The sequence below is a fragment of the Variovorax sp. GW821-FHT09B01 genome, assembly GCF_059418345.1.
On record NZ_JBWKPQ010000012.1, the window covers coordinates 55,412 to 81,044 of the forward strand.

Annotated in this window: 19 protein-coding genes; 9 read left to right on the forward strand and 10 right to left on the reverse strand. The window is 70.4% G+C overall.

Annotated elements, in window-relative coordinates:
- Positions 1-37: 37 nt before the first annotated feature.
- From AC07RV_RS27870 to AC07RV_RS27880, 3 genes are all read left to right on the forward strand, one after another.
- A complete protein-coding gene (locus AC07RV_RS27870) occupies positions 38-3,166 on the forward strand; it encodes an efflux RND transporter permease subunit (protein ID WP_093339845.1) in 3,129 nt (1,042 codons plus the stop codon).
- 706 nt (positions 3,167-3,872) lie between these two features.
- A complete protein-coding gene (locus AC07RV_RS27875; protein WP_296776209.1) occupies positions 3,873-7,187 on the forward strand; it encodes an efflux RND transporter permease subunit in 3,315 nt (1,104 codons plus the stop codon).
- Between the two features lie 44 nt (positions 7,188-7,231).
- Positions 7,232-8,692 (forward strand): efflux transporter outer membrane subunit, encoded by a 1,461-nt coding sequence (locus AC07RV_RS27880; protein ID WP_296776224.1) that lies wholly within the window; start codon positions 7,232-7,234, stop codon positions 8,690-8,692.
- A 126-nt stretch (positions 8,693-8,818) separates the two neighbouring features.
- On the opposite strand, the gene AC07RV_RS27885 is transcribed toward AC07RV_RS27880, so the two are convergent.
- Both AC07RV_RS27885 and AC07RV_RS27890 read right to left on the reverse strand, forming a co-directional pair.
- Positions 8,819-9,184, reverse strand: coding sequence for an SPW repeat protein (locus tag AC07RV_RS27885; RefSeq protein ID WP_208510630.1), 366 nt, complete (start codon positions 9,182-9,184; stop codon positions 8,819-8,821).
- Between the two features lie 86 nt (positions 9,185-9,270).
- Positions 9,271-10,137, reverse strand: a complete 867-nt coding sequence (locus AC07RV_RS27890; protein ID WP_296776205.1) for a MurR/RpiR family transcriptional regulator — start codon at positions 10,135-10,137, stop codon at positions 9,271-9,273.
- Positions 10,138-10,309: 172 nt separating this feature from the next.
- Here AC07RV_RS27890 and AC07RV_RS27895 point away from each other — a divergent pair, with 172 nt between their 5' ends.
- Genes AC07RV_RS27895 through AC07RV_RS27905 form a run of 3 tightly spaced genes read left to right on the forward strand, consistent with a single transcriptional unit; the run spans position 10,310 to position 13,278 of the window.
- Positions 10,310-11,644, forward strand: coding sequence for an aspartate aminotransferase family protein (locus tag AC07RV_RS27895; protein WP_296776203.1), 1,335 nt, complete (start codon positions 10,310-10,312; stop codon positions 11,642-11,644).
- A 55-nt stretch (positions 11,645-11,699) separates the two neighbouring features.
- On the forward strand, positions 11,700-12,599 hold the full coding sequence (locus AC07RV_RS27900) for an amino acid ABC transporter substrate-binding protein (RefSeq protein ID WP_296776200.1): 900 nt from the start codon (positions 11,700-11,702) through the stop codon (positions 12,597-12,599).
- 16 nt (positions 12,600-12,615) lie between these two features.
- Positions 12,616-13,278 carry an aspartate/glutamate racemase family protein gene (locus AC07RV_RS27905; RefSeq protein WP_296776197.1) on the forward strand — a complete coding sequence of 221 codons (663 nt, stop codon included), beginning with the start codon at positions 12,616-12,618 and terminating at the stop codon, positions 13,276-13,278.
- Here the strand turns inward: AC07RV_RS27905 and AC07RV_RS27910 are convergent.
- A complete protein-coding gene (locus AC07RV_RS27910; protein ID WP_296776195.1) occupies positions 13,270-14,178 on the reverse strand; it encodes a hypothetical protein in 909 nt (302 codons plus the stop codon). The two genes, AC07RV_RS27905 and AC07RV_RS27910, sit on opposite strands and share 9 nt — an antisense overlap.
- Before the next feature lie 206 nt (positions 14,179-14,384).
- Between AC07RV_RS27910 and AC07RV_RS27915 the strand changes: the two genes are divergently transcribed.
- Entirely contained in the window at positions 14,385-15,212 is an 828-nt protein-coding gene (locus tag AC07RV_RS27915; protein ID WP_093339823.1) for an undecaprenyl-diphosphate phosphatase, read from the forward strand.
- A 17-nt stretch (positions 15,213-15,229) separates the two neighbouring features.
- Here AC07RV_RS27915 and AC07RV_RS27920 read toward each other — a convergent pair whose 3' ends face one another.
- Positions 15,230-17,059 carry a sensor histidine kinase gene (locus AC07RV_RS27920; protein WP_296776193.1) on the reverse strand — a complete coding sequence of 610 codons (1,830 nt, stop codon included), beginning with the start codon at positions 17,057-17,059 and terminating at the stop codon, positions 15,230-15,232.
- 2 nt (positions 17,060-17,061) lie between these two features.
- Complete coding sequence (locus AC07RV_RS27925; protein ID WP_296776191.1) at positions 17,062-17,844, reverse strand: response regulator transcription factor; 783 nt, start codon at positions 17,842-17,844, stop codon at positions 17,062-17,064.
- A gap of 99 nt (positions 17,845-17,943) precedes the next feature.
- Here AC07RV_RS27925 and AC07RV_RS27930 point away from each other — a divergent pair, with 99 nt between their 5' ends.
- Positions 17,944-18,459, forward strand: coding sequence for an MOSC domain-containing protein (locus AC07RV_RS27930; protein ID WP_296776190.1), 516 nt, complete (start codon positions 17,944-17,946; stop codon positions 18,457-18,459).
- Between the two features lies 1 nt (position 18,460).
- On the opposite strand, the gene AC07RV_RS27935 is transcribed toward AC07RV_RS27930, so the two are convergent.
- On the reverse strand, positions 18,461-19,429 hold the full coding sequence (locus AC07RV_RS27935; protein WP_296776187.1) for a tripartite tricarboxylate transporter substrate-binding protein: 969 nt from the start codon (positions 19,427-19,429) through the stop codon (positions 18,461-18,463).
- A gap of 16 nt (positions 19,430-19,445) precedes the next feature.
- Complete coding sequence (locus tag AC07RV_RS27940) at positions 19,446-20,129, reverse strand: DJ-1/PfpI family protein (RefSeq protein WP_093339809.1); 684 nt, start codon at positions 20,127-20,129, stop codon at positions 19,446-19,448.
- A 155-nt stretch (positions 20,130-20,284) separates the two neighbouring features.
- On the opposite strand from AC07RV_RS27940, the gene AC07RV_RS27945 reads away from it, so the two are divergent.
- On the forward strand, positions 20,285-21,280 hold the full coding sequence (locus AC07RV_RS27945) for a GlxA family transcriptional regulator (RefSeq protein ID WP_296776183.1): 996 nt from the start codon (positions 20,285-20,287) through the stop codon (positions 21,278-21,280).
- Between the two features lie 7 nt (positions 21,281-21,287).
- Here the strand turns inward: AC07RV_RS27945 and AC07RV_RS27950 are convergent, their stop codons facing one another.
- Genes AC07RV_RS27950 through mutS form a run of 3 tightly spaced genes read right to left on the reverse strand, consistent with a single transcriptional unit; the run spans position 21,288 to position 25,559 of the window.
- Positions 21,288-22,091, reverse strand: coding sequence for an alpha/beta fold hydrolase (locus AC07RV_RS27950; RefSeq protein ID WP_057592830.1), 804 nt, complete (start codon positions 22,089-22,091; stop codon positions 21,288-21,290).
- Between the two features lie 5 nt (positions 22,092-22,096).
- Positions 22,097-22,936 (reverse strand): proteasome-type protease, encoded by an 840-nt coding sequence (locus tag AC07RV_RS27955; protein WP_057592829.1) that lies wholly within the window; start codon positions 22,934-22,936, stop codon positions 22,097-22,099.
- A 28-nt stretch (positions 22,937-22,964) separates the two neighbouring features.
- Positions 22,965-25,559, reverse strand: coding sequence for a DNA mismatch repair protein MutS (gene mutS, locus AC07RV_RS27960; RefSeq protein ID WP_492714610.1), 2,595 nt, complete (start codon positions 25,557-25,559; stop codon positions 22,965-22,967).
- Between the last annotated feature and the right edge of the window lie 74 nt (positions 25,560-25,633).

The following is a 25,633-nucleotide window of genomic DNA, read 5'->3' on the forward strand; positions in this document are numbered from 1 at the left end:
GCGCCGCCCGCAGCGCCCTCGACGACGAATTGATCCCATGAGCCCTTCACGCCCGTTCATCCTGCGGCCGGTGGCGACCTCGCTGCTGATGGTCGCCATCGTGCTCGCCGGCCTGGTGGCGTTCCGCTTCCTGCCGCTGTCGGCGCTGCCGCAGGTCGACTACCCGACGATCCAGGTCCAGACGCTCTACCCGGGCGCCAGCCCCGAGGTGATGAGCAACACCGTCACCGCGCCGCTCGAACGCCAGTTCGGCCAGATGTCGGGGCTCGACCGCATGAGCTCCACCAGCGCGGCGGGCGTGTCGATCATCACGTTGCAGTTCACGCTGGGCCAGACGCTCGACGTCGCCGAGCAGGAGGTGCAGGCGGCGATCAACGCCGGCGGCTCGCTGCTGCCGGCCGACCTGCCGGCGCCGCCGGTCTACGCCAAGGTCAACCCGGCCGACGCGCCGGTGCTCACGCTGGCGATCACCTCCGACACCCTGCCGCTGACCGAGGTGCAGAACCTCGTCAACACGCGGCTCGCGCAGAAAATCAGCCAGGTCTCGGGCGTGGGGCTGGTGTCGCTCAGCGGCGGCCAGCGGCCGGCGGTGCGCATCCAGGCCAACACCCAGGCACTGGCGGCCAACGGCATCGGCCTCGACGCGCTGCGCACCGCGATCAGCGCGGCCAACTCCAATGGCGCCAAGGGCAGTTTCGACGGCCCCAAGCGCGCCTACACCATCAACTCGAACGACCAGCTGCTCACGGTCGACGACTACAAGAACCTGATCGTCTCGTACAAGAACGGCGCGCCGATCCGCATGGTCGACGTGGCGCGCGTGGTCAACAGCGCCGAGAACAACCAGCTCGGCGCCTGGGCCGGTACCAAGGCCGCCGGCGATGCCGAAGGCACGCTCACGCCCGCGATCATCCTCAACGTGCAGCGCCAGCCCGGCGCCAACGTGATCGCCACCGTCAACGCCATCAAGGCGCAGCTGCCCGAGCTGCAGGCCGGCATGCCCGCGGGCCTCAAGGTCGAGGTGCTGAGCGACCGCACGGCCGGCATCCGCTCGTCGGTCGAGCACGTGCAGATGGAGCTGGTGCTCGCCGTGGTGCTGGTGGTGCTGGTGATCTTCGCCTTCCTCGGCAGCCTGCGTGCCACCGTCATCGCCAGCATCGCGGTGCCGATCTCGCTGATCGGCACCTTCGGCCTGATGTACCTGCTGGGCTACAGCCTCAACAACCTGAGCCTGATGGCGCTGACCATCGCCACCGGCTTCGTGGTGGACGACGCGATCGTGATGATCGAGAACATCGCGCGCTACATCGAGGAGGGCGAGAAGCCCTTGCAGGCCGCGTTCAAGGGCGCCACCCAGATCGGCTTCACCATCATCTCGCTGACGGTGTCGCTGATCGCGGTGCTGATCCCGCTGCTGTTCATGGGCGACGTGGTCGGCCGGCTGTTCCGCGAGTTCGCGGTCACGCTGGCGATCACGATCCTGATCTCGGCCGTGGTGTCGCTCACGCTGGTGCCGATGATGTCGGCGCGCTGGCTCAAGCACGAGCCCAAGCGCGACCCCGCCAGCCACGGCATCGCCGCGCGCGCGCAGCGTTTCTTCGACGGCGTGATGACGCGCTACGACCGCTCGCTGCACTGGGTCATCGACCACCAGGCGCTCACGCTGCTGGTCGCGCTGCTCACCCTGCTGCTGACCGTGGCGCTCTATCTCTCGATCCCCAAGGGCCTGTTCCCGACCCAGGACACGGGCCAGCTGCAGGCACGCATCGAGGCCGCGCAGGACGTCTCGTTCGACCGCATGTCGCAGCTGCAGCAGCAGGCCGCGCGCGCCGTGCTGGCCGACCCCGACGTCGAGAACCTCAGTTCCTTCGTCGGCGTCGATGCCGCCAACAACACCATGCTGCACACCGGCAGCATGCTGATCAACCTGCGCCGCGGCCACGACAGCCAGCAGGCCGTGATGGACCGCCTGCGCGAGCGCGTGCGCGGCGTGGCCGGCGTGACCCTCTACCTGCAGCCCACGCAGGACCTGACCATCGACGCCGAGACCGGCCCCACGCAGTACCGCGCCTCGCTCGAAGGCGTGGACGGCGCCGCCATCACCGACTGGATGCAGCAGCTGGTGGCGAAGCTGCAGGCCGAGCATGGCGACAAGGTGCGCAACGTCAGCAGCGATGCCGGCGCCCAGGGCCTGGCGGCCTTCGTCAACGTGAACCGCGACACCGCGGCGCGGCTGTCGATCACCGCGAGCACGGTCGACGACGCGCTCTACAGCGCCTTCGGCCAGCGCATCGTCTCGACCATCTTCACCGAGACCAATCAGTACCGCGTGATCCTCGAGGCGCAGCCCGGCATGGTGAACACGCCGCAGACGCTGGGGCAGCTCAACCTGATCGCGGGCTCGGGCACCGCGACGCCGCTCTCGGCCATCGCCGACATCAGCGAGCGGCAGGCGCCGCTGCAGATCACGCACGTGGCGCAGTACCCGGCGAGCACGCTGAACTTCGATACCGCGCCGGGGGTGGCGCTGGGGTCGGCGGTCGACACGATCCGTGCGACGGCGAAGGAGATCGGGTTGCCGAAGAGCATCACGATGACCTTCCTCGGGGCTTCGGGGGCTTACGAGAAATCACTGTCGAACCAGCTGTGGCTGATCCTGGCGGCGGTGGTGTGCGTGTACATCGTGCTGGGGGTGCTGTACGAGAGCTACGTGCATCCGCTGACGATTCTGTCGACCTTGCCATCCGCCGGGGTGGGGGCGCTGCTGGCGTTGATGGTGACGGGCAACGACCTGGGGGTGATCGGGATCATCGGGATCATCCTGCTGATCGGGATCGTGAAGAAGAACGCGATCATGATGATCGACTTTGCGATCGATGCGGAGCGCACGGAGGGCAAGTCGCCTCGGGAAGCGATTCATCAGGCGGCGTTGTTGCGGTTTCGGCCTATCTTGATGACTACGCTGGCTGCCTTGTTTGCTGCTGTGCCTTTGATGTTCAGCTTTGGGGATGGGGCTGAGTTGCGGCGTCCTTTGGGGTTGGCTATTTTTGGGGGGTTGATCGTTAGTCAGCTGCTTACCTTGTTCACTACGCCTGTTATTTATTTGGCGTTTGATCGGTTGGGTGGGGCTCGGAGGTCTGGGGTGGTCGAGGAGGAGGCGGTTTGAGGCTTCTTTCTCGTCAGGCTGATGTGTTGTGTTCTTCGGTTGCTTTCCCTGCGGGCGCTGTTGGCCGGGATTTCGCCCCGGCGGGCGAGTCACTTTCTTTTGCTTCGCCAAAAGAAAGTAACCAAAGAAAAGGCGACCCCACTGTCTGTGTCCCTCCGCTTCGCTACGGGCAACCTGCGGTGCTCGGCTACGGCGGGGGTCCGCAGAACTCGCTCCACTTCGTTCCGCTCAGACAGCTGCGGCCCTTATCCCGCCTACGCCTGCGCTCCTCGGCACAGCCAGAGGGGAGTGGTTCGGGCCATCGCTGCGCTCGGCCTCCAAAGCCCTTCGGGCCTTCGCTTCGCTCGGCCGTGGTGAAAGGTCCAGGGCCTGCGCGTCCCTACACCCCACACAAGGACGCGCCATGGCGCGTTGACTCTGATCCCCTCTGGCTGCGCCGAGGAGCGCAGCGTTTCGCGGATCAGGGCTCGCAGCTGTTTGAGCGAAGCGAGTTCTGCGAGACCCCGCGAAACGCGAGCACCGCAGGTTGCCCGCAGCGAAGCGGAGGGTCGCAGACAGTGGGGTCGCCTTTCTTTGCTTACTTTCTTTGGCGAGACAAAGAAAGTGAGTCGCCCGCCGGGGCGAGACCCGGCCAACGCCCTCTGCAAGAGGCAGACCGGCAGCAAGCCAACACACCAAAGCAGGGAATCAAAGAAGGAGGCAAGAGATGAATCTCTCCCGCCCCTTCGTCCGCCGCCCCATAGGCACAGTCCTCCTCACCATCGGCATAGCCCTGGCAGGCATCGCAGCCTTCTTCGTCCTCCCGGTCTCCCCGCTCCCGCAAGTCGACTACCCCGTCATCTCGGTCCGCGCCTCCATCCCGGGCGCCAGCCCCGAGACCATGGCCACGAGCGTCGCCACGCCCCTCGAACGCCACCTGGGCACCATCGCCGGCGTCAACGAGATGACCTCGACCAGCTCGGTCGGCTCCACCCGCGTCACCCTGCAGTTCGACCTCAGCCGCAACATCGACGGCGCCGCGCGCGAAGTGCAGGCCGCGATCAACGCGAGCCGCGTCGACCTGCCCGCCACCCTGCGCAGCAACCCGACCTACCGCAAGGCCAACCCGGCCTCGTCGCCGGTCATCATCCTGGCGCTGACCTCGAAGACCAAGACGCCGGGCCAGATCTACGACGCCGTGTCGAACATCGTGAGCCAGCGGCTGTCGCAGGTCGACGGGGTGGGCGACGTGGAGATCGGCGGCGGCTCGCTGCCGGCCGTGCGCATCGAGCTGCTGCCGTTCGCGCTCAACCGCTACGGCATCAGCACCGAGGACGTGCGTGCCGCGATCCAGGCCTCGAACGCGAACCGGCCCAAGGGCATGGTGCAGGGCGAGGGGCGCAAGCTGCAGGTCTATACCCAGACGCCGGCGCTGCGCGCGAGCGACTACGCCTCGATGCTGGTGGCCTGGCGCAACGGCGCGGCGGTGCGGCTGGCCGACGTGGCCGAGGTCTACGACGGCGTGGAGGACACGCGCACGCTGGGCCTGTTCAACGGCGAACCGGCGGTGATCGTGCTGATCACGCGCCAGCCCTCGGCCAACATCATCGAGACGGTCGATGGCGTGCGCGCGCTGCTGCCCGAGCTGCAGTCGCAGCTGCCGCCCGACGTCGAGCTGCGCGTGGCCTCCGACAGCACCAGCTCGATCCGCGCCTCGCTGCACGAAGTGGAATTCACGCTGGTGGCCTCGGTGCTGCTGGTGGTGCTGGTGGTCAGCCTGTTCCTGCGCAGCGCGCGCGCCACCGTCGTGCCTGCCGTGGCCACGGTGGTCGCGCTACTCGGCACCTTCGGCGTGATGTACCTGCTGGGCTTCAGCCTCAACAACCTGAGCCTGATGGCGCTCACGGTGGCCACGGGCTTCGTGGTCGACGACGCGATCGTGGTGCTCGAGAACACCAGCCGCCACATCGAGGCCGGCATGACGCGCATGAAGGCCGCGCTGCTCGGCGCCAAGGAAGTGGGCTTCACGGTGCTGTCGATCAGCGTGTCGCTGGTGGCGGTGTTCATCCCGCTGCTGTTCATGGGCGGCCAGGTCGGGCGGCTGTTCCGCGAGTTCGCGGTCACGCTGTCGGCGGCGGTGATGATCTCGCTGGTCATCTCGCTGACCACCACGCCGATGATGTGCGCCTGGCTGCTCAAGCGCGGCGGCGAGGCCGACAAGACTCGGCCGCCGGGCCGCTTCGCGCGCTGGTCGGAACGCGGCTACGAGTGGGTGCTCAAGCGCTACGAGGTCAGCCTCGACTGGGCGCTCGGCAGCAAGGCGCTGGTGGCGTTGATCCTGCTGGCGGTGATCGGGCTCAACGTCTACCTGTTCAGCGCGGCGCCCAAGGGCTTCTTCCCGCAGCAGGACAGCGGCCAGCTCAACGGCGGCCTGCGCGCCGACCAGAGCATCTCCTCGCAGGCGCTCGCGGCCAAGCTGCGCGAGGTGGTCGACATCATCCGGCGCGACCCCGCGGTCGACACGGTCACGGGCTTCATCGGCGGCTCGCGCGCGGGCGGCGGCTTCATGTTCGTCAACCTCAAGCCCGCGAACCAGCGCACCGAGAGCGGCCTCGCGGTGATTGCGCGGCTGCGCCCGCAGCTCAACCAGGTGACCGGCCTGCGCGTGTTCCTGAGCCCGGTGCAGGACGTGCGCTCGGGCGGGCGCTCGAGCAACTCCACCTATCAGTACACGCTCAAGAGCGACAACCTGGCCGACCTGCGCACCTGGGCCGGCAAGCTGGCCGACGAGCTGCGGCTGCAGCCGAACCTCACGGACATCGACACCGACCAGGACCAGAACGGCGTGGAGACGGTGGCCGAGGTCGACCCCGACAGCGCGCGCCGGCTCGGCCTGACCTCGCAGGCGGTGGACAACGCGCTCTACAACGCCTTCGGCCAGCGCCAGGTGGCGACCATCTACACCGAGCTCAACCAGTACCACGTGGTGATGGAGTGGGCGCCGCGCTACACGCGCAGCCCGAATGCGCTGCGCGACGTCTACGTGCCGGCCACGCGCACCTCGGTGGTGGCGGGCCAGACCGTGACCACGCAGGTGGCGGCCAACGGCACGACCAACCAGTCGACCTCGGTGGCCACCAGCAACACGGCCACGGGCTCGAAGACCGGTACCGCGTCGACCGCCTCGAGCACCACGCCCACGGTGCCGGTGTCGGCCAACGCGGGCTCGCGCAACGCCTCCACCGGCAACGTGCTGAGCAACACGCCGACCACGCTGGTGCCGCTGTCCTCGGTGGCGAAGTTCGTCGAGCGTTCAGTCGCGACCTCGGTGAGCCACGAGGACGGCGAGCTCGCGACCACGATCTCGTTCAACCTGGCCGAGGGCGCCAACCTCGGCGACGCGCGCGAGGCGATCGCCAAGGCCGAGGCCAACATCGCGATGCCGATCAACGTGCGCGGCGCCTTCGCGGGCACGGCGCTCGCGGCGCAGCAGTCGCAGGGCCAGCAGGCGATGCTGATCCTGGCCGCGCTGGTCGTCATCTACATCGTGCTGGGCATCCTCTACGAGAGCCTGGTGCACCCGATCACCGTGCTGTCGACGCTGCCCTCGGCAGGCGTGGGCGCGGTGCTGGCGCTGCTGATGTTCCGCATGGAGTTCTCCATCATCGCGCTGATCGGCGTGTTCCTGCTGATCGGCATCGTGAAGAAGAACGCCATCCTGATCATCGACTTCGCGCTCGAGGCCGAGCGCTCGCGCGGCCTGAGTCCGCTGGAAGCGGTGCGCGAGGCCTGCCTGCTGCGCTTCCGCCCGATCCTCATGACCACCATGGCGGCCGCGCTCGGCGCGCTGCCGCTGGCGATCGGCTTCGGCGAGGGCGCCGAGCTGCGCCGGCCGCTGGGCGTGGCGATCATCGGCGGGCTGATCGCCAGCCAGGTGCTGACCCTGCTCACCACGCCGGTGGTCTACCTGCTGCTCGACAAGCTGCGCCGCCGCGGCGCCGACGAGAGCCACCTGAGCCGCACCATGGAGGTCCAGCCATGACCGCAACGACAAAGACACCACGGCCCGCACGCGCCGTTCGAAGAATGCCCGCCTCCCTGTTCCAGACTCCCTTCTTTCCGCAGCGCATCGCGCTGGCCGCGACGCTCGCCGCGCTGCTCGCGGGCTGCGCCGTCGGCCCGGCCTACCAGGTGCCGGCCGCCGTGTCGCCCGCGGGCTGGAAGGAACAGAAGACCGCCGAGGGCTGGCTGCCGGCCGCGCCGGCCGACACGCTCGAGCGCGGCGAATGGTGGAAGCTCTTCGGCGACCCGGTGCTCGACGAGCTCGCGGGCCGGGTGCAGGTGTCGAACCAGAACATCGCGGCCGCGGTCGCCAACTACGCGCAGGCCCAGGCGCTGGTGCGCGGCGAGCGCGCGGCGCTGTTCCCCTCGGTCTCGCTGAGCGGCAACGGCAAGCGCAGCGGCAACATCGGCGGCGACAGCAATGCCTCGAACGGCTTCTCGGCCACGCTCGCGGCCGACTGGTCCCCCGATGTCTGGGGCCGGCTGCGCGCGGCCGTCAGCAGCGCGCAGGCCAATGCGCAGGCCAGCGAGGCCGACCTCGCGGCGGCGCGGCTGTCGGCGGTGGGCGAACTGGCCACCAACTACTTCTCGCTGCGCGAGGCCGATGCCGAGATGGTGCTGCTCGACGAGACCATCGAGGGCTACCAGCGCGCCTACGAGATCACCAACAACCGCTACCAGGCCGGCATCGCCGCGCAGACCGACGTGCTGCAGGCGCAGACCCAGCTCGTGAACGCGCGCGCCGACCGCGTCGGCCTGCAGCGCACGCGCGCCACCTACGAGCATGCGATCGCGGTGCTGGTGGGCGCGGCGCCGGCCGACTTCAGCCTGGCGGCCGCGAAGTGGACGCCGACGGTGCCGGGCGTGCCGACCGGCGTGCCCTCGACGCTGCTGCAGCGCCGTCCCGACATCGCGGCGGCCGAGCGCTCGGTGGCCGCGGCCAATGCGCAGATCGGCATCGCGCGCGCGGCCTACTTCCCGAACTTCGGCCTCAATGCCTCGGTGGGCAGCAACGCGAGCAAGGTCAAGGACCTGTTCAATGCCTCGAACACGCTGTGGGCGCTCGGGCTGTCGGTGGCGCAGGTGGTGTTCGACGCGGGCGCCATCGGCGCCAACGTCGATTCGGCCAAGGCCGGCCACGAAGCGGCCGTGGCGCGCTACCGCCAGACCGTGCTGACGGCCTTCCAGGCAGTCGAGGACCAGCTCAGCGCGGGTGCCACGCTGGCCCAGCAGGAAGGCCTGCGGCGCGAAGCCTCGGCCGCGGCCGACAAGACCGAGCAGCAACTGCTCAACCGCTACCGCGCGGCGCAGGTCAGCTACACCGAGGTCGTGACCGCGCAGGTCGCCGCGCTCAATGCGCGGCGTTCGCTGGTGCAACTGCAGGTCAACCGCCAGTCGTCGGCGATCGCGCTGATCCAGGCGCTCGGCGGCGGCTGGCAGGCCGAGTGGCTCGCGGACGCGGGCACGCAGCCGGCCACGCGCTGATCGCGTCGGCAAGTCGAGTCGGGGAAAGGTCGCGGACGCACGCGGCATCGCGCGCGTCCCTGGAGTCGCCGCCGCGCCGCAATTGATCCGGCGGCCGGCGGCGTTCGGGAAAGGACCTTCAGGGCCTCAATGGGCCGGGCGGTCCGTCATGCCGCCCAGGTAGTCCTTGTCGGTCACCAGCACCCACAGCGCCAGCACCAGGATCGCCGCGGCCACGAGCACCGCGTTGACCAGCGCCACCTCGAGCCCGCCGAAGCCCAGCACCCACGGCGACACCGCGAGCCAGACCGCGAGCGCGACCTCGGTCCACTCCTCCCAGGCCTGCGGCACGAAGGTCGCGCCCAGTGCCACGGCACCGAGCACGAGGCCGGTACCGATCGCGCCCCACATGGCGAGCGTGTGGCCCTGGAAGCCCAGGACCCAGGGCGAGACGATCAGCCAGACGCCGAGGACGGCGTTGACCGGGTCTTGCCAATGCTTCACTTGCTTCATGGTCTTTACCTCCTGTCGCGGCAACAGCAGGACGCGCGACCGCGACCGGGGTTGGACTGCCCGGCCTCGCCAGGGGTTCCGCGCGATCAGCCGCCGCGCGCCACCGGCGGCACCAGGTAGGCCCCCGACTCGAACAGCTGCGCCTCGGCCTGGTCGATGCGCCGGATCACGGCCTTGCCCGCGCGGCTCGCGAGCAGCTCGACCAGCGCCTCGGCCACGGCCACGCCGGCGGCCACCGAGGGAAAGAACGAGGGGCTGTGGATGGTGAACAGCAGGGTCTCGTCGGCGCGCAGCGAGAGCGGCGAGCCGAGGCTGTCGGTCAGCGCCACGATGCGGCTGCCCGCGGCCTTGGCGGCCTCGGCCACCTGCAGCGCCTCGCGCGAGTAGGGCGCGAAGCTCGCGATCAGCACCACGTCGCCGCGCCCGAAGGCGCGCTGCTGCATCTCGAGCGTGCCGCCCTGGCCGTCGACCAGGTGCACACTGCCGCGAAAGAGCCGGTACACGTAGACGAAGGAGAAGGCGATCGGGTAGCAGGCGCGAAAGCCCGCCGCATGCACCGCCGGCGCCTTCTCCATCAGCGCGCAGACCTTCTGCAACGCCGCTTCGCTCTGCAGCTGCGTGGTCTCGAGGTTGCGGCGCTGCACCTCGAACATCTCGCCGGTCAGGCCGCGGTCGCGCGCGCGGCCCACCAACTGCTGGGCGCGCGCGCCGTAGGCCTCGGCGCCCAGGCCCATGTCGGTGGCGAAGGCGGCCTTGAGCTGCGGCCAGCCGTCGAAGCCCAGCGTCTGGGCGAAGCGCACCAGCGTGGCAGGCGTGCTCTGCGCGCGCGTGCCGATGCCGCGCATCGAGCCCGTGACCACCTCGTTCGGATGGTCGAGCACGTAGCGCGCCACCTGCTGCAGCGCGGGGCTCAGGTCGTCGAAGCGCTGGCGGATCTGGTCTCTGGCGCCCATGGCGTCGTTCCTCTTGGTCTCTGGCGTTGGAACGAATGTACCGGAGGCGCGCCCGCTGTTCCGGGCCGCGGCTGGAACGGGTGAAACGAGCGGAACAGTTGACGGAACAAATGTTCCAAGAAATAATTCGCCCGAAACGTTGGTTCCAAACCCATCCGCCTGTCCTCACGCCATGACGCACGTCTTCCACCGCCATCTCCGCCAGACCCCGCCCGTCGCCACGGGCTCGCACGGCCTCTACATCCGCGACGCCGAGGGCCGCGAGTACCTCGATGCCTCGGGCGGCGCGGCCGTGTCCTCGCTGGGCCATGCGCATCCCGAGGTGCTGGCCACGATGCATGCGCAGATCGACCGGCTGGCCTATGCCCACACCAGCTTCTTCACCAGCGAGGTGGCCGAGCGCCTGGCCGACGAGCTGATCGGCGCGGCGCCCGAAGGCATGAGCCATGCCTACCTCGTGAGCGGCGGTTCCGAGGCGGTGGAGGCGGCGCTCAAGATGGCGCGCCAGTACTTCGTGGAGATCGGCCAGCCGCAGCGCACCCACTTCATCGCGCGGCGCCAGAGCTACCACGGCAACACGCTGGGCGCGCTCGCGGTCGGCGGCAACGCCTGGCGGCGCGAGCCCTTCGCGCCGATCCTGGTGCCGGCCACGCACGTGTCGCCCTGCTATCCGTACCGCGAGCAGCGCGCCGACGAGAGCCCGGCGCAGTACGGTCAACGGCTTGCGAACGAGCTCGAGGCCGCGATCCTCGCGCAGGGTGCCGACCGCGTGATCGCCTTCGTCGCCGAGACCGTGGGCGGTGCCACCGCCGGCGTGCTGGTGCCGGTGCCGGGCTACTTCCAGGCGGTGCGCGCGGTCTGCGACAAGTACGGCGTGCTGCTGATCCTCGACGAGGTGATGTGCGGCATGGGCCGCACCGGCAGCTTGCATGCCTGCGAGCAGGAGGGCGTGGTGCCCGACCTGATGACCATCGCCAAGGGCCTGGGCGGCGGCTACCAGCCGGTGGGTGCGGTGCTCGCGCAGCGCAGGGTGGTCGAGGCGATGTCGCAGGGCAGCGGCTTCTTCCAGCATGGCCACACCTACCTCGGCCATCCGATGGCCTGCGCCGCCGCGCTCGCGGTGCAGCAGACGATCCGGCGCGAGGGCCTGGTCGCGAAGGTGCGCGAGGACGGAACGGCCTTCGGCGCGATGCTGGCCGACGCGCTCGGCGCCCATCCGCACGTGGGCGACATCCGCGGCCGCGGCTTCTTCTGGGGCCTCGAGCTCGTGGCCGAGCGCGCGGGCAAGACGCCTTTCGATCCCGCGCTGAAGCTGCATGCGGCCGTCAAGAAGGAGGCGATGGCTCGTGGGCTGCTGTGCTATCCCTTCGGCGGCACGGTCGACGGCCGCCAGGGCGACCACGTGCTGCTCGCGCCGCCCTTCGTCGCCACGCGCGACGAGCTGCGCGAGATCGCCGCGCGGCTCGCGGATGCCATCGACGCGGTCACGTGCCGCGCCGCGGGCTGAGCCTGCGCTTCTTCCTTCCCTTTTTCTTCCACCCACCGCCTCGAGGAGCACCTCCATGCCCAAGCCACGCCTGCCGTTTTCCTTCCTGCTCGCTGCCGCCCTCGTGCTGCCCGCGCTCTGCGCGAGCGCGCAGGAGAGCGACACCCTCGCCAAGATCAAGGCCAGCGGCGCCATCACCTTCGGCTACCGCGAGTCCTCGTTCGGCTTCTCGTACCTCGATGCCAACCTCAAGCCCGTGGGCTACAGCATCGAGATCTGCAAGCGCATCGTGGAGGCGGTGAAGAGCGAACTCAAGATGCCGGCGATCGAGATCCGCTACCAGGCCGTGACCTCGGCCAACCGCATCCCGCTGGTGCAGAACGGCACGGTCGACATCGAGTGCGGCTCCACCACCAACCTGGTCGAGCGCCAGAAGCTGGTGGCCTTCTCTCCGGACATCTTCCGCTACAACGTGCGCATGCTGGTGAAGGCCGATTCGGGCATCAAGAGCATCGCCGACCTGCAGGGCAAGACGGTGGTGACCACCACCGGCACCACCTCGTTCCGGCTGCTGCGCGAGGCCGACAAGGGCAAGAACCTCGAGGTCACGAGCCTCGGCGGCAAGGACCACAGCGATTCCTTCCTGCTGGTGGAGAGCGGCCGCGCGCAGGCCTTCGTGCTCGACGACATCCTGCTGGCCGGCCAGCTCGCGAATGCGCGCAACCCGAAGGACTTCCTGATCACCGGCGAGAGCCTGCGCACCGAGAACCAGTCGCTGATGTTCCGCAAGGACGACCCCGTGTTCAAGGCCATCGTCGACCGCGTGGTCTCGGGCATGATGAAGTCCGGCGAGATGGAGACGCTCTACGGCAAGTGGTTCACCTCGCCCATTCCGCCCAAGGGCATCAACATCAACTACCCGCTCAACGCCGAGACGAAGGAAGCCTTCGCCAATCCCTCGTCGAAGGGCATCTGAGCCGCATCACGTCCCCATGACCCGCATCGCCTTGATCCACGCGCTCGCGCATTCGGTCGCGCCCATCAACGACGCCTTCGCGCGCGACTGGCCGCAGGCGCTGCGCATGAACCTGCTCGACGACAGCCTGTCGGCCGATCTCGCGCGCGACGGGCGCGGGCTCGACGCGGCCATGCACGAGCGCTTCCAGCGGCTCGCGCAGTACGCGGTCGACACCGGCGCCGACGGCATCCTCTTCACCTGCTCGGCCTTCGGTTCCTGCATCGAGGCGGTGGCGCGGCGCCATGCGGCGTTGCCGGTGCTCAAGCCCAACGAGGCGATGGTGGAGGAGGCGGTGCAGGTGCTGCGCGAGGCCGGCCCTGGCGCGCGGCTCGGGCTGATCGCCACCTTCGCGCCTACGCTGGCCTCGATGCCGCCCGAGTTCCCGAGCGGCATCGCGCTGGTGCCGGCACTCGCCGAAGGGGCGCTCGAGGCGCTGAATGCGGGTGACGGGGAGCGGCACGATGCGTCGATCGCCAGGCAGGCCGAGGCCTTGCGCGCGCAGGGCTGCAGCCACATCGCGCTCGCGCAGTTCAGCATGGCCCGCGCACGCGCGGCCTGCGAACGGGCCTCGGGGCTGCCGGTGCTGACCACGGTCGACAGCGCGGTGCGCGCGCTGCGCCGGCGCACCTCAGGCTGAACGGTCGCCGCGCAGCAGGGTGTAGATCGCGGTGGCCGCGATCTGCGCCGCGTCGCTGCGGCCGAGCGTGCGCATCCGGCCGGTCTCGCGGTCCACGGCCTGCAGGCCGGCGGCCATGCGGCGGTAGATCTCGGCCGAGGGCATGGCGCCGCTGGTGCCCAGCGCATCGCAGTAGGTCTCGACCAGCAGCTCGTTGAGGCGCTCGCACTCGGCGTTCGAGAGCTTCATCGGGTCGCCGTCGAACAGCGTCGCCACCGCGTGCATCAGGTAGGCCTGGGTCTCGAGCGAGAAGCCCTGCTGCCGCACGCAGTCCTCCATCGCGCTCCAGAAGTACGGGCCCGAGGTGCGGCGCCAGCTCTCGAGGATGCGGCGCGCGCGCGCCGTGAGGTCGGCCTGCGGGTCGCGCGGGCCGCAGGGCCGCAGCGCCAGGCCCTGCAGCGCCAGCGCATGGGCGGCATCGGCACCGCCGAGCAGGAAGCTCCAGAGCTGCCAGCGCGCATACCACTTGTGGTCGTGGGCGGGGTCGAGCGCCTGCGTCAGGCCGCGTTCGATGTATTCGGCGGCGCCGGCCATCTGCCAGGCCATGTGGCCGTCTTCCAGGTCCAGCGGCTGCAGCCGCTGCGACAGCCGGTCGGCCGCGACCTGGCCCTCGGCCACCAGCGTGGCGCCGCGGCCGCAGCGGTCGATCTCGCCGAGGCAGCGCGCGAGCCGTTCGAGTTCGCCGGTCGAGGCGCCCGTGGCGCGGGCGGCGCGGCACAGCGCGGCCTGGCGTTCGGCTTCGCGGCGGCGCGCATCGTGGCGCGCATGCGCCGCATGGTCGTCGGCGGTCGACGCGTGCTCTTCGAGGCACAGCAGGTGTTCGTCGGCGTCTTTTTCGCGCTCGGGCGCGGGGGCGAGCATGCAATGTCCTTCGGTTGGCCGCCGGCGTGGGGCGTCGGCGCGGTTGGACTGTGACCGTGCCCGGCGGTAGGCGCCATCCCCCAAACTAGGTATGTCATAGAACGATACGAAAATCGGCCGGAGACCGGCACCCGCGACCCTCCGGAGCCTGAACCGGACCTGACCGGCTCCCTCGCGATAATTGCCGCTCTTTCAAGGAGTACGCGTTGGATATCGTTCTGTTGGTCAAGGCCGCCGTCATGGGCATCGTGGAGGGGCTGACCGAATTTCTCCCGATCTCGTCGACCGGCCACCTGATTCTTGCGGGCTCGCTGCTCGGCGGCTTCGATGACGAGCGCGGCAAGGTGTTCGAGATCGCGATCCAGACCGGCGCGATCTTCGCGGTGATCATGGTCTATTGGCAGAAGATCCGCTCGACCGTGGTGGCGCTCCCGCGCCAGGCCAAGGCGCAGCGCTTCGCGCTCAACGTGCTGATCGGCTTCCTGCCCGCGGTGGTGCTGGGCCTGCTGTTCGGCAAGGTGATCAAGGAACACCTGTTCACGCCGGCCGTGGTGGCCAGCACCTTCATCATCGGTGGCTTCATCATCCTGTGGGCCGAGAAGCGGCCGCCGGGCTCGGTGCGGGTCGAGAACGTCGACGACATGACGCCCTGGGACGCCCTCAAGGTCGGCCTGGTGCAGTGCTTCGCGATGGTGCCGGGCACCAGCCGCAGCGGTTCCACCATTATCGGCGGCATGCTGCTGGGGCTGTCGCGCCAGGCGGCCACCGACTTCTCGTTCTTCCTCGCGATCCCGACGCTGATCGGCGCCGGCGTCTACAGCCTCTACAAGGTGCGCTCGCTGCTGTCGGTGGCCGACATCCCGCTGTTCGCGGTCGGCCTGCTGTTCTCGTTCCTGAGCGCCTGGCTGTGCGTGCGCTGGCTGCTGCGCTACATCAGCTCGCACAGCTTCATCCCGTTCGCCTGGTACCGCATTGCCTTCGGCATCCTGATCCTGGTCACCGCCTGGCAGGGCTGGATCGTTTGGGCCGAGTAAGGCTCTAGCCTTCGCCCTCAGGTCGCGCCGACGGGCATCCGCAGCCCGACGCGCGTCGCGCCGGGCGCCGAGGCGATCTCGAAGGCCCCGCCCAGCCGCCGCGCCCGCGTGCGCAGGCTGCGCAGGCCGGTGCCCTCGGGCCGCGGCGGCGCCTCGGGCTCGAAGCCGCGGCCATCGTCGCGCACCTCCAGCCGCAGCTGGCCGCTCTCTTCCACCAGCGACACGTCGACCCGCCGCGCGCCGCTGTGGCGCAGCACGTTGGTCAGCGCCTCCTGCAGGAAGCGCAGCAGGTCGAGGTTCTGCGAGGGCGCGAGCGTCAGCGCCTGCAGGCCTTCCACGCGCCAGCGGCATTCGATGCCGTTGGCCTCGAGCAATTGCGTGAGCCGATGCCGCAGCGGCGCCACCAGGTCGGCGAGCGCATGCGCGCCGTCGTCGCGGCCGTTGGCGTCGATGATCAGCCGCAGGTCGTCGCGCAGCCGCTTGAGCATGGCCAGCAGCTGCGGCGCGCTCAGGTGCTCGGGCGTGCGCTCCAGCGTCGCGATGCTGCCCACCAGCATGCCGCCCAGGCCGTCGTGCAGGTCGCTCGCGAGGTTCACGCGCTCGCCGATGCGCGCATGCGCGAGCTCCAGCGCATGGCGCTGCGACAGCGTGGCCGCGAGCTCGTCCTTGGCCGCATTCACTTCCTGGATCAGCTCGGTGTTGAAGTTCTCGATCCGGCGCAGGCTCTGCACGAAGCGCCCGGCCTGCGTCAGCGCCATGCCCAGCAGCAGCACGTAGGACGACATGGTGGTGTAGTAGATGTTGCTGTCGATCACCTGGGTGAACACCAGCAGGTCGTGCGCGCCGGTGAGCGCCGACACCGCCATGAAGGGCGCGAGCGAGCGCATCGGGCTGCCGCGGTGGCGCCAGGCATGGACGATGGCGGCGCTGTTGACCACGATGATCGTCAGCCCGCCGACCAGCGTCCAGATCGCGCGGTGCAGCGGCAGCGCCGCGGGCGCGGCCAGCCACAGGTCGAGCACGCCGACCGCCGCCGCCAGCAGCGAGGCGCCCTCGAGCAGCGGCATGCGGCGGTCGCAGAAGCGCAGCGCGAACACCGCGTAGGCGGTGCTGAAGACCAGCAGCAGCGAGGTGTTGAGCGCCTGCCAGGCCGAAGTGGTGGCGAAGGGCCAGGGGCTGGTGGCGATCTGGTTGTAGCCGAACAGCAGCCACAGCATCGACATCAGCGCGAACCAGCCATAGGCCGTTTCGCGCCGCCGCAGCAGCCACAGCGCCGCGAAGAAGGCCGACACCGCCGCGCTGACCGCGAGGCCCAGCACCTGCAGGTCGCGCCGCACCACGCGCTCGCGTTCGTAGGTGGCCTGCAGCACGGCCGGCGGCCCGACCACGACGGGCCCCAGCCCGGCCTGGTAGACCGCGAGCCCGGAGACGCGCACCAGCAGGGTGTTGGTGCCCGCGCGCAGCAGCGGCGGCGCCAGCAGCCAGTAGCGCGGCGTGTTCCAGGCCCGCGTGAGCGGCTCGACCAGGCTGGCGTCGCGCGAGATCGGCGTGCCGTTGAGGTACACGGCGCCGGCCATGTTGAGGTAGTGCAGCAGCAGGCCGGTCTCGCGCGGTTCGGCCGGCTGTTCCCAGCGCAGCCGGTACCAGGCCACGCCGTCGAAGCCGCTCCAGCGGTCGGCCCAGTTGTCGGGCAGGGCGGCGACCGGCTCCCAGCCGTCCTCGGGCGGACGCGTGTCGTTCCAGCCGGCGGCGCGCACGGCCTCGATGCGCAGCGCGGGGAAGTCCTGGGCCAGCGCGCCATGCGCGCACAGCAGCAGCGCCAGCGCCGCGGCCAGGCGGTGCAGCAAGCTCAGCGCAGCAGCCCGTGCAGCCGCGCCTGGTAGACCGCCTCGGTGCGCGATCCGACGGCCAGCTTGCGGTAGATGTTCTTGGTGTGGCATTCCACGGTCAATCGGGAGATCGAGAGCATTTCGGCCATGTCGCGGTTGCTGAGGCCCTGCGACACCAGTTCGAGGATGCGGTGCTCGCGCCGGCTCAGCAGCGCGGCGGCGGGCGCTTCCTCCTTGCGCGGCGCGAGGCCCGAAGCGGGAAGCAGCTCGCCGGGCTGGGTGTCGGCGGTCATGGCCGGGATCGGCAACGGCGCGGGCATGGTCGCGGGCGCGGCGTTCGGCTGGTGCGTGAGCCAGCCCAGGATGCGCCGCGCGATCGCGGGATCGATCGGCGCGCCGCCCTGCTCGATGCTGCGCAGCGCGATGCTGAGCTCGAGGTCGTCGCGCTCCTTGAGCAGATAGCCGATGGCGCCCGCGCGCAGCGCCGCGAAAATGGTTTCCTCGGTGCGGTAGGCCGAGATCACCACCGCCGGCAGTCGCGGGTGGTGCTGTTGCAGCCAGCCGATCAGGTCGACGCCGCTGCCGTCGGGCAGCCCGATGTCGACCAGCGCCACGCCGAAGCTGCGTTCGGCCAGCAGCGCCCGTGCCGAGGCCACGCTGTCGGCCCAGGCGATCTGCGGCGCGGTGCAGCCGAGCGTGCCGAGCACGTAGGCCAGCCGCTGCTGCATGGCCGGATCGTCCTCGACCACCAGCGCGGGGGTCAGCGACACGGGTTCGGGGGTTTCCGGAAGGGACGTGGACATGGCGGCGGGGCGTTTTCCCTGGATTGTCGCCAGTTATTGCAATTTGTATCGCCGCCGTGGTTTTGCTGGCGCCCGCCGGTGCCACGGACAATCGCGCGCATGCCCGACCTTCGTGAACTCATGCGCCAGTTTCCGCGCGCCGGCCGCCTCGAGGCCGTCTACCTGCGGCCCGCGCGGCGCGTGCCGGTGCAAGCCGTCGAGGGCGCGCAGGCGCTTGCGGGCCTGGGACTGGAAGGCGACCGCGCGAGTGCGGCCAAACCCGGCGGCAAGCGCCAGGTCACGCTGATCCAGGCCGAGCACCTGGGCGCGATCGCCGCGCTGGCCGGCCATGCGGCCATCGACGCCGCGCTGCTGCGGCGCAACCTCGTGGTGTCGGGCCTGAACCTGATCGCCGCGCGCTCGCTGTTCCGCGACCAGCCGCTGGTGCTGCGGCTCGGCGACTCGGTGCGGCTCGAGATCACGGGCCCCTGCGAGCCCTGCTCGCGCATGGAGGAGCTGCTGGGCCCGGGCGGCTACAACGCGATGCGCGGCCACGGCGGGCTGACCGCGCGCGTGCTCGCGGGCGGCCCGCTGCGCGCGGGCGACGCGGTGCGCTGCGAGCCCGCGGACGTCTGACTCAGAGCTTGAAGCCCGAATCCTTCACGAGCTGCCCGAGCATGCGGTCGATCTTCGCGAGCCGCTCGCCCTGGTCGGCCGGCGTGCCGGGCACGGTCGTCATGTCGAGGCCCCTGAACTTCTCCACCACCTCGGGCTGCGCCAGCACCTGCGCCAGCGCGGCGTTGTAGCGCGCCACCGTGGCCTCGGGCACGCCGGCGCCCGCGTAGAGGCCCAGCAGCTCGGTGAGCTCCATGCCGGGCAGGCCGGCTTCCTCGAACGACGGCACCTCGGGCAGCAGCGGCGTGCGCCGCGTCGACGCGAGGATGCGCAACCGGCCGCTGCGGTGGTAGGGCAGGAAGTCCGACACGCTGGTGATCGCGCCGTGCAGCGTGCCGCCGAGCAGGTCGGGCAGCATCGGCGCCGAGCCCTTGTAGGGCACGGGCAGGCTCTCGACCTGGAAGTGGCGCGCGATCCGGCTCGCCATGAATTCGGGCGCGCTGGCCGCGGCCGGCACGCCGATGGCGGCGTCGCCGCGGTGCGTGGCCAGCCAGCGCCCGAAGGCCGCGAGGTTCGAGGCGTTGGTGGTCGCGGGATTCGTTGCGAGCGCGAGCTCGAAGGTGGCGACGCTGCCCACGGGCCGGAAGTCGCGCGTGGTCGAGAAGCCCGGGTTCTTCACCGTCAGCGGCACCGTCGCCACCGTGTGGGTGTTGGTCAGCATCAGCGCCGAGCCGTCGGCCGGCGCGGCCTTGAGCGCGATCGCCGCGAGCTGGCCGCCGGCGCCGGGCCGGTTGTCGACCACCACCGGCTGCTGCAGCTGCAGCGCGAGCTTCTCGGCCACGATGCGCGCGGCGATGTCGGCCGGGCCGCCGGCCGCGTAGCCGACGAGGATGCGGATCGGGTTGCCTTCGGCCCGCGCGCGCAGGAAGGGCGCGGCCAGCAGGCCGGCGCCGAGGGCCAATGCCGAGCGGCGGGGCAGGGACGTGGTCATGCAGTCCTCCTTCGTTTCAGGCGGCCACCGGGGCCGTGCGCCCGATGCGCGCCAGGATCGCGCGCCGCTCGGCCACCACGCCGGCCACGCGCGCGCGCGCCGCCTCGACGATGTGGGCCGGCGCCTTGGCCGGCGCGCCGCTGTCGAACGGCGGCTGCGGGTCGTATTCGGCGAACAGCTGGATCGCGCGCGCCGTGTCGTCGTCGGTGGCCTGCGCGATCGCGCGCAGCGCGCAGTCGATGCCCGAGGTCACGCCGGCGCCGGTGATGCGGTTGCGGTCGACCACCACGCGCTGGTCGCGCGGCGTCGCACCGACCATCGCCAGCAGTTCGTGCGAGGCCCAGTGGCAGGTGGCCTCGTAGCCCTCGAGCAGGCCGGCCACGCCCAGCAGCAGCGGGCCGGTGCAGATGCCGACCACCCAGCGCGCGCCGCGGCCCTGGCGCGCGAGGAAGTCGACCGTCTCGCGGTCCTCGAACAGCGCCGCGACGCCGGGGCCGCCGGGCACCACGAGCATGTCGAACTGCGGACAGTCGGCCATCGCCTGCGTGGCGCGGAACTCCCAGCCGAGCTCGGTGCGGATCGGGTCGGTGTGCTTCCACACCAGCGAGAGGCTGGCGCCGGGAATGCGCACCAGCAGGTCCGCGGGCGCGACGTAGTCGGTCGCGGTGATGTCGGGAAAGACGAGCATGCCGATCTTCATGGGGAGACTCCAGGTGTCGAGGTTGGGGATCGGCCCAGTCTAGGAAGCGACAGGCTGGCATTCGAGACAATTGCCCCATCATTCCTGCCAGCCCTGGCGCGGCCCGCCGGCTTCGGTTCTGCTGCGTCTTTCTCCTTCGCGAAGGCAACGTCTCCATGTCGATCCTGCCCGTCTGGTTCGTGGTGTTCGAGCGCTTCCAGCTGCTCGACGTGTCGGGTCCGCTGCAGGTGTTCGCCACCGCCAACGACGAGCTGCGGCTCGCGGGCCGCGCGCCGGTCTACCGCACGCGCGTGCTGGCCGCGCAGGCGGGGCCGGTGGCCAGCTCAAGCGGGCTCGCGGTGCAGGCCGAGGCCTGGCCCGCGCGCGTGCGCCATGCCGAGGCGGGCACCAGCACCGTGGTCGCGCCCGGCGGCCCAGCCGCCTGGAACCCTTCGACGCAAGTGGGCGGTGGCGGCACCGAGGCCGCCGAGGCCTGGCTGCGCCGCCATGGCGCGCGCTTCGACCGCGTCGCCTCGGTCTGCACCGGCGCCTTCGTGCTGGGCCGCGCGGGCCTGCTCGACGGCTGCCGCGCCGCCACCCACTGGGGCGCCTGCGATGCGCTGGGCGCGGCCTTCCCGCGCATCGAGGTGCAGCGCGACGCGATCTACTTCCGCGACGGCCGCCGCTGGACCTCGGCCGGCGTCACGGCCGGCATCGACATGGCGCTGGGCATGGTCGAGGCCGACCTCGGCCGCGCCATCGCCATCGGCGTGGCGAAGAAGCTGGTGGTGTTCTACAAGCGCCCGGGCGGGCAGTCGCAGTTCAGCAGCGCGCTGCTCGCGCAGGAGGCCGAGGACCCGCGCGTCGAGTCGCTGCATGGCTGGATCGACGAGCACCTGCACGAGACGCTCGACGTGGCGCGGCTGGCCGACCGCATGGCGATGGCGCCGCGCACCTTCGCGCGCTTCTACCTGCAGCGCACCGGCGTCACGCCCGCGCATGCGGTCGAACGCATGCGGCTGGACCGCGCGACGCGGCTGCTCGAGTCGTCGGGCGCCAGCATCAAGGCGGTGGCGCAGCGCTGCGGCTTCGGTTCGGAGGAGATCATGCGGCGCGCGTTCCAGCGGCGCTTCGGCGTGCCGCCGCTCGACTACCGGGCGCGCTTTCGCTGAGGCCCTGTCAGCCCATCAGGTTGCGCAGCGCCGCCTCGATCGCAGCCGCCGTGGCCAGCGGCTTCTCCATTGGAAACAGGTGCGTGCCGTCGAGCATCGCGATGCGGCCCTTGGTCACCTGCTGCGTCATCGCCATGCCCACGCGCTTCATCTCGGCCGACTGGCGCCCGCCGATGAAGGCGGCCTTGCACTTGAGCGGATGGCTGCGCAGCAGCGCGCCGAGGTTGTGCGGCAGCGTGTTGTAGATGGCGGTCTCGACGTCGCGGTCGAAGCTCAGCGCGCGCGTGTCCTCGCTATCGAAGGTGCCGTGGTCGATGTAGTCGTGCAGCACCTGCTCGTCCCACTTCGCGAAGGCCTTCTTGCTGCGGAAATGCTCGAACACCGCCTCGCGGTGCTCCCAGCTGTTGCGGCGCCGGCGGCTGATCGCGCCGGGCGAGATGCTCTTCATGAGCGGCGTGCGCTTCACCATGTTGAGCGTGTTGGCGCGCCAGCCGCCGAGGATCGGCGAGTCGACCAGCACCACGCCGCGCGCCAGTTCGGGATGCCGCGCGGCGCACATTAGGCTCAGGAAGCCGCCGAGCGAGTGGCCGACCAGGAACACCGGCCCGCCCGCGCGTTCGGCGCGCGGCCGCGCGAAGTCGGCCAGCTGCTCGACCAGGTGCGGCCAGTTGTCGGTGACGGGGTACTTCGGGTCGTGTCCGAATTTCTCGATGGCATCGACCTCGAAGCCGCGGTTGCGCAGGCTGTCGAGGACGACGCGGTAGGTGCTCGCGGGAAAGCTGTTGCCGTGCGAGAAGACGATCGGCGGCACAGCGTTCAGATGAGCTTTTCGTCGGGCGTGGAGATCTTGCGCAGCGCGCCGTGCCGCGTGGCCGGCATCTTCAGCGGATGCTCGGTGGCGCTGTCGTCCCACACCGGGTCCTCGATGCTGTCGAACACCTCGCGCAGCTTCTGGCCCCAGCTGTTGTGCACCATGCGGTAGTAGGGGTTGTCGGCGTCGATGCAGATCACGCGGTCGGTCTCGAGCTTGTTGGCCTCGTAGACCACGAGGTCCAGCGGCAGGCCGACCGAGAGGTTGGACTTCATGGTCGAGTCCATCGACACCAGCGCGCACTTGGCGGCCTCGTCGAGCGGGGTCTCGGGCGTGAGCACGCGATCGAGCACCGGCTTGCCGTACTTCGATTCGCCGATCTGGAAGTACGGCGTCTCGGTCGTGGCCTCGATGAAGTTGCCGGCCGCGTAGACCAGGAACAGGCGCATGCCCTCGCCCTTGACCTGGCCGCCGAAGATGAACGAGACGTTGAAGTCCAGGCCCGCATGCTTGAGCGCCTCGGCATCGCGGTCGTAGACGTGGCGCACGGCCGAGCCGAGCACGCGCGCGGCATCGAACATGCTCTTGGCATTCCAGATCGTGGTCGGCGTGCCGGGCTCGCCGTTCTCCTGCGTCTCGCGCAGCTCCTCGATCTGCAGGATCTCGCGCACCGACTGCGAGATGCTGAGGTTGCCCGAGGACAGCAGCACCATGACGCGGTCGCCGGGCTGCTCGTAGACGATCATCTTGCGGAAGGTGCTGATGTGGTCCACGCCCGCGTTGGTGCGCGAATCGGACAGGAACACCAGGCCGGCGTTGAGTTTGATGCCTACGCAATAAGTCATTTTTTCGTCTCGCAAGAGCAGTGCCTGCTCATGGGGCTCCGCGGTCGCGTGCATTCAGTTTCTGTAGGGCGTAGAGCGCGTCTAGGGCTTCGCGCGGGGTCATCGCGTCGGGGTCGAGCGCGGACAGCGCGGATTCTACGGCGCTGACCATGGGGGTTTCGGAGGCCGGGGGCGGTGCGAACAGGTCGACCTGTGCACGAGTTTGCGCATGCTGCGACTCGAGCGCTTCCAGCGCCTGGCGCGCATGGTTGACCACCGCCGCGGGCATGCCCGCCAGCCGCGCGACCTGGATCCCGTAGCTCTTGCTGGCCGGGCCGGGCTGCATCTCGTGCAGGAACACGATGTCGCGGCCGGCCTCGGTGGCGCTCACGTGCATGTTGACCGCGCCATGGTGCGTGGCCGGGAATTCCGTGAGCTCGAAGTAGTGGGTGGCGAACAGCGTGAAGGCCTTGGCGCGGTCGTGCAGCTGGGCCGCGATGCCCGCGGCCAGCGCCAGCCCGTCGAAGGTGCTGGTGCCGCGGCCGATCTCGTCCATCAGCACCAGCGACTGCGCGGTGGCGCCGTGCAGGATCTGCGCGGCCTCGGTCATCTCGAGCATGAAGGTCGACTGCGCGTTGGCCAGGTCGTCGGCCGCGCCGATGCGGGTGTGGATGGCGTCGATCGGCCCCAGGCGGCAGGCCGCGGCCGGCACGTGCGAGCCGATCGAGGCCAGCAGCACGATGATCGCCACCTGCCGCATGTAGGTCGACTTGCCGCCCATGTTGGGGCCGGTGATGACCTGCATGCGCTGCTGCGGGCCGAGCTGGGTGTCGTTGGCGATGAAGCCTCCCGAGGACTTCTCGGCCAGCCGCGCCTCGACCACCGGGTGGCGGCCCTGCTGGATCTCGATGCATGGGTGCGAGACGAAGCTCGGCGCGCGCCAGTGCAGCGTGTGCGAGCGCTCGGCCAGCGCGCACAGCGCGTCGAGCGTGGCGAGCGCCGTGGCCAGGCGCGTGAGCGCGGGCACCGAGGCCTGCAATGCGTCGAGCAACTGCTCGTAGAGCCACTTCTCGCGCGCCAGCGCGCGGTCCTGCGCGCTCAGCGCCTTGTCCTCGAAGGCCTTGAGCTCGGGCGTGATGAAGCGCTCGGCGTTCTTCAGCGTCTGGCGCCGGCGGTAGTTGTCGGGCACCTTCGAGAGCGCGCTCTGCGTCACCTCGATGTAGAAGCCGTGCACCCGGTTGAACTGCACGCGCAGGTTGCTGATGCCGGTGCGCTCGCGTTCGCTGACCTCGAGCTTGAGCAGGAAGTCGTCGCAGTTCTCGCTGATCTCGCGCAGCTCGTCGAGCTCGGCGTCGTGGCCAGTGGCGATCACGCCGCCGTCGCGCACCAGCGCGGCCGGGTCGGGCTTGATCGCGCTCGCGAGCAGCTCGGCGCAGCCCGGCGGCGGCGCCAGGCGCTCGGCGATCTGCGCCAGCAGCGCCGCGGCGCCGGGCAGGGCGGGCGCGAGCTGCTCGGCCTTGGCCAGCGCCAGCCGCAGCGCCAGCAGTTCGCGCGGGCGCACCTGGCGCAGCGCGATGCGCGCCGCGATGCGTTCCACGTCGCTGGTGTTCTTGAGCTGCTCGCGCAGCGTGCGCCAGGGCGCGCCGGCGCCGCCGAGCACGGTGGCCTGCAGCGCGCCGATGGCCTCGAGCCGCGCCTGCGCGTCGCCGCGCTCGCGGCGCGGCGCCAGCAGCCAGCGCTTGAGCAGGCGGCTGCCCATGCCGGTCATGCAGGTGTCGAGCAGCGAGAACAGCGTGGGCGAGTCCTCGCCGCGCAGCGTCTGCACCAGCTCGAGGTTGCGCCGCGTGGTGGGCGGCAGCTCGATCAGGTCGCCGTCGCGCTCGACCGTGAGCCGCTGCAGGTGCGACAGCGCGCGGCCCTGCGTGTGCTCGGCATAGCCCAGCAGCGCGGCGGCCGCCGCATGGGCGTTGGTCAGCGATTCGGCATTCCAGGCCGCCAGGCTCTGGCTGCCCATCTGCTCGCTGAGCTTGCGTTCGCCCAGGCCGCCATCGAACTGCCAGGCCGGCCGCACCGACAGCGTGAAGGGCGTGGCGCTGCGCGCCGCCTTGAGCCGCTGCTCGAAGGCCGGCGTGACCTCGGCGCCGTAGAGCAGTTCGCTCGGCGCGATGCGCGCGATCCAGGCCTCGAGCGCGTCGGCCGGGCATTCGGCCAGCCGCAGCTCGGCACCGGTCACGCTGAGCCAGGCCAGGCCGCAGAAATTGCGCGTGCCGGCATGCACCGCCAGCAGCGTGGCATCGGCCTTGTCGTTGAGCAGCTCGGCATCGGTCAGCGTGCCGGGCGTGACCACGCGCACCACCTTGCGCTCGACCGGGCCCTTGGAGGCGCCGACCTCGCCCACCTGCTCGCAGATCGCCACCGATTCGCCGAGCTTGATGAGCCGCCCGAGGTAGGTGTCGACCGAGTGGAAGGGCACGCCGCACATCACGACCGGCTGCCCGGCCGACTGGCCGCGCTGGGTCAGCGTGATGTCGAGCAGGCGCGCGGCCTTCTCGGCGTCGGCCCAGAAGAGTTCGTAGAAATCGCCCATCCGGTAGAAGAGCAGGGTGTCCGGATGGTCCGCTTTGAGCCGGAGGTATTGCGCCATCATGGGCGTATGACCGGCGTAATCGGGGGCGGCTGCGGCGGGGGTATCTGTCACGGAATGGGCGCGTAAGCCAT

Bases quoted from the DNA above. Each gene is read 5' to 3' on its own strand.
- AC07RV_RS27880 (WP_296776224.1), top strand. From the start codon at position 7,232: ATGCCCGCCTCCCTGTTCCAGACTCCCTTCTTTCCGCAGCGCATCGCG.
- AC07RV_RS27885 (WP_208510630.1), bottom strand. From the start codon at position 9,184: ATGAAGCAAGTGAAGCATTGGCAAGACCCGGTCAACGCCGTCCTCGGC.
- AC07RV_RS27870 (WP_093339845.1), top strand. From the start codon at position 38: ATGAGCCCTTCACGCCCGTTCATCCTGCGGCCGGTGGCGACCTCGCTG.
- mutS (WP_492714610.1), bottom strand. From the start codon at position 25,559: ATGGCGCAATACCTCCGGCTCAAAGCGGACCATCCGGACACCCTGCTC.
- AC07RV_RS27875 (WP_296776209.1), top strand. From the start codon at position 3,873: ATGAATCTCTCCCGCCCCTTCGTCCGCCGCCCCATAGGCACAGTCCTC.
- AC07RV_RS27935 (WP_296776187.1), bottom strand. From the start codon at position 19,429: ATGACCACGTCCCTGCCCCGCCGCTCGGCATTGGCCCTCGGCGCCGGC.
- AC07RV_RS27905 (WP_296776197.1), top strand. From the start codon at position 12,616: ATGACCCGCATCGCCTTGATCCACGCGCTCGCGCATTCGGTCGCGCCC.
- AC07RV_RS27945 (WP_296776183.1), top strand. From the start codon at position 20,285: ATGTCGATCCTGCCCGTCTGGTTCGTGGTGTTCGAGCGCTTCCAGCTG.
- AC07RV_RS27940 (WP_093339809.1), bottom strand. From the start codon at position 20,129: ATGAAGATCGGCATGCTCGTCTTTCCCGACATCACCGCGACCGACTAC.
- AC07RV_RS27910 (WP_296776195.1), bottom strand. From the start codon at position 14,178: ATGCTCGCCCCCGCGCCCGAGCGCGAAAAAGACGCCGACGAACACCTG.
- AC07RV_RS27900 (WP_296776200.1), top strand. From the start codon at position 11,700: ATGCCCAAGCCACGCCTGCCGTTTTCCTTCCTGCTCGCTGCCGCCCTC.
- AC07RV_RS27925 (WP_296776191.1), bottom strand. From the start codon at position 17,844: ATGTCCACGTCCCTTCCGGAAACCCCCGAACCCGTGTCGCTGACCCCC.
- AC07RV_RS27890 (WP_296776205.1), bottom strand. From the start codon at position 10,137: ATGGGCGCCAGAGACCAGATCCGCCAGCGCTTCGACGACCTGAGCCCC.
- AC07RV_RS27930 (WP_296776190.1), top strand. From the start codon at position 17,944: ATGCCCGACCTTCGTGAACTCATGCGCCAGTTTCCGCGCGCCGGCCGC.
- AC07RV_RS27895 (WP_296776203.1), top strand. From the start codon at position 10,310: ATGACGCACGTCTTCCACCGCCATCTCCGCCAGACCCCGCCCGTCGCC.
- AC07RV_RS27955 (WP_057592829.1), bottom strand. From the start codon at position 22,936: ATGACTTATTGCGTAGGCATCAAACTCAACGCCGGCCTGGTGTTCCTG.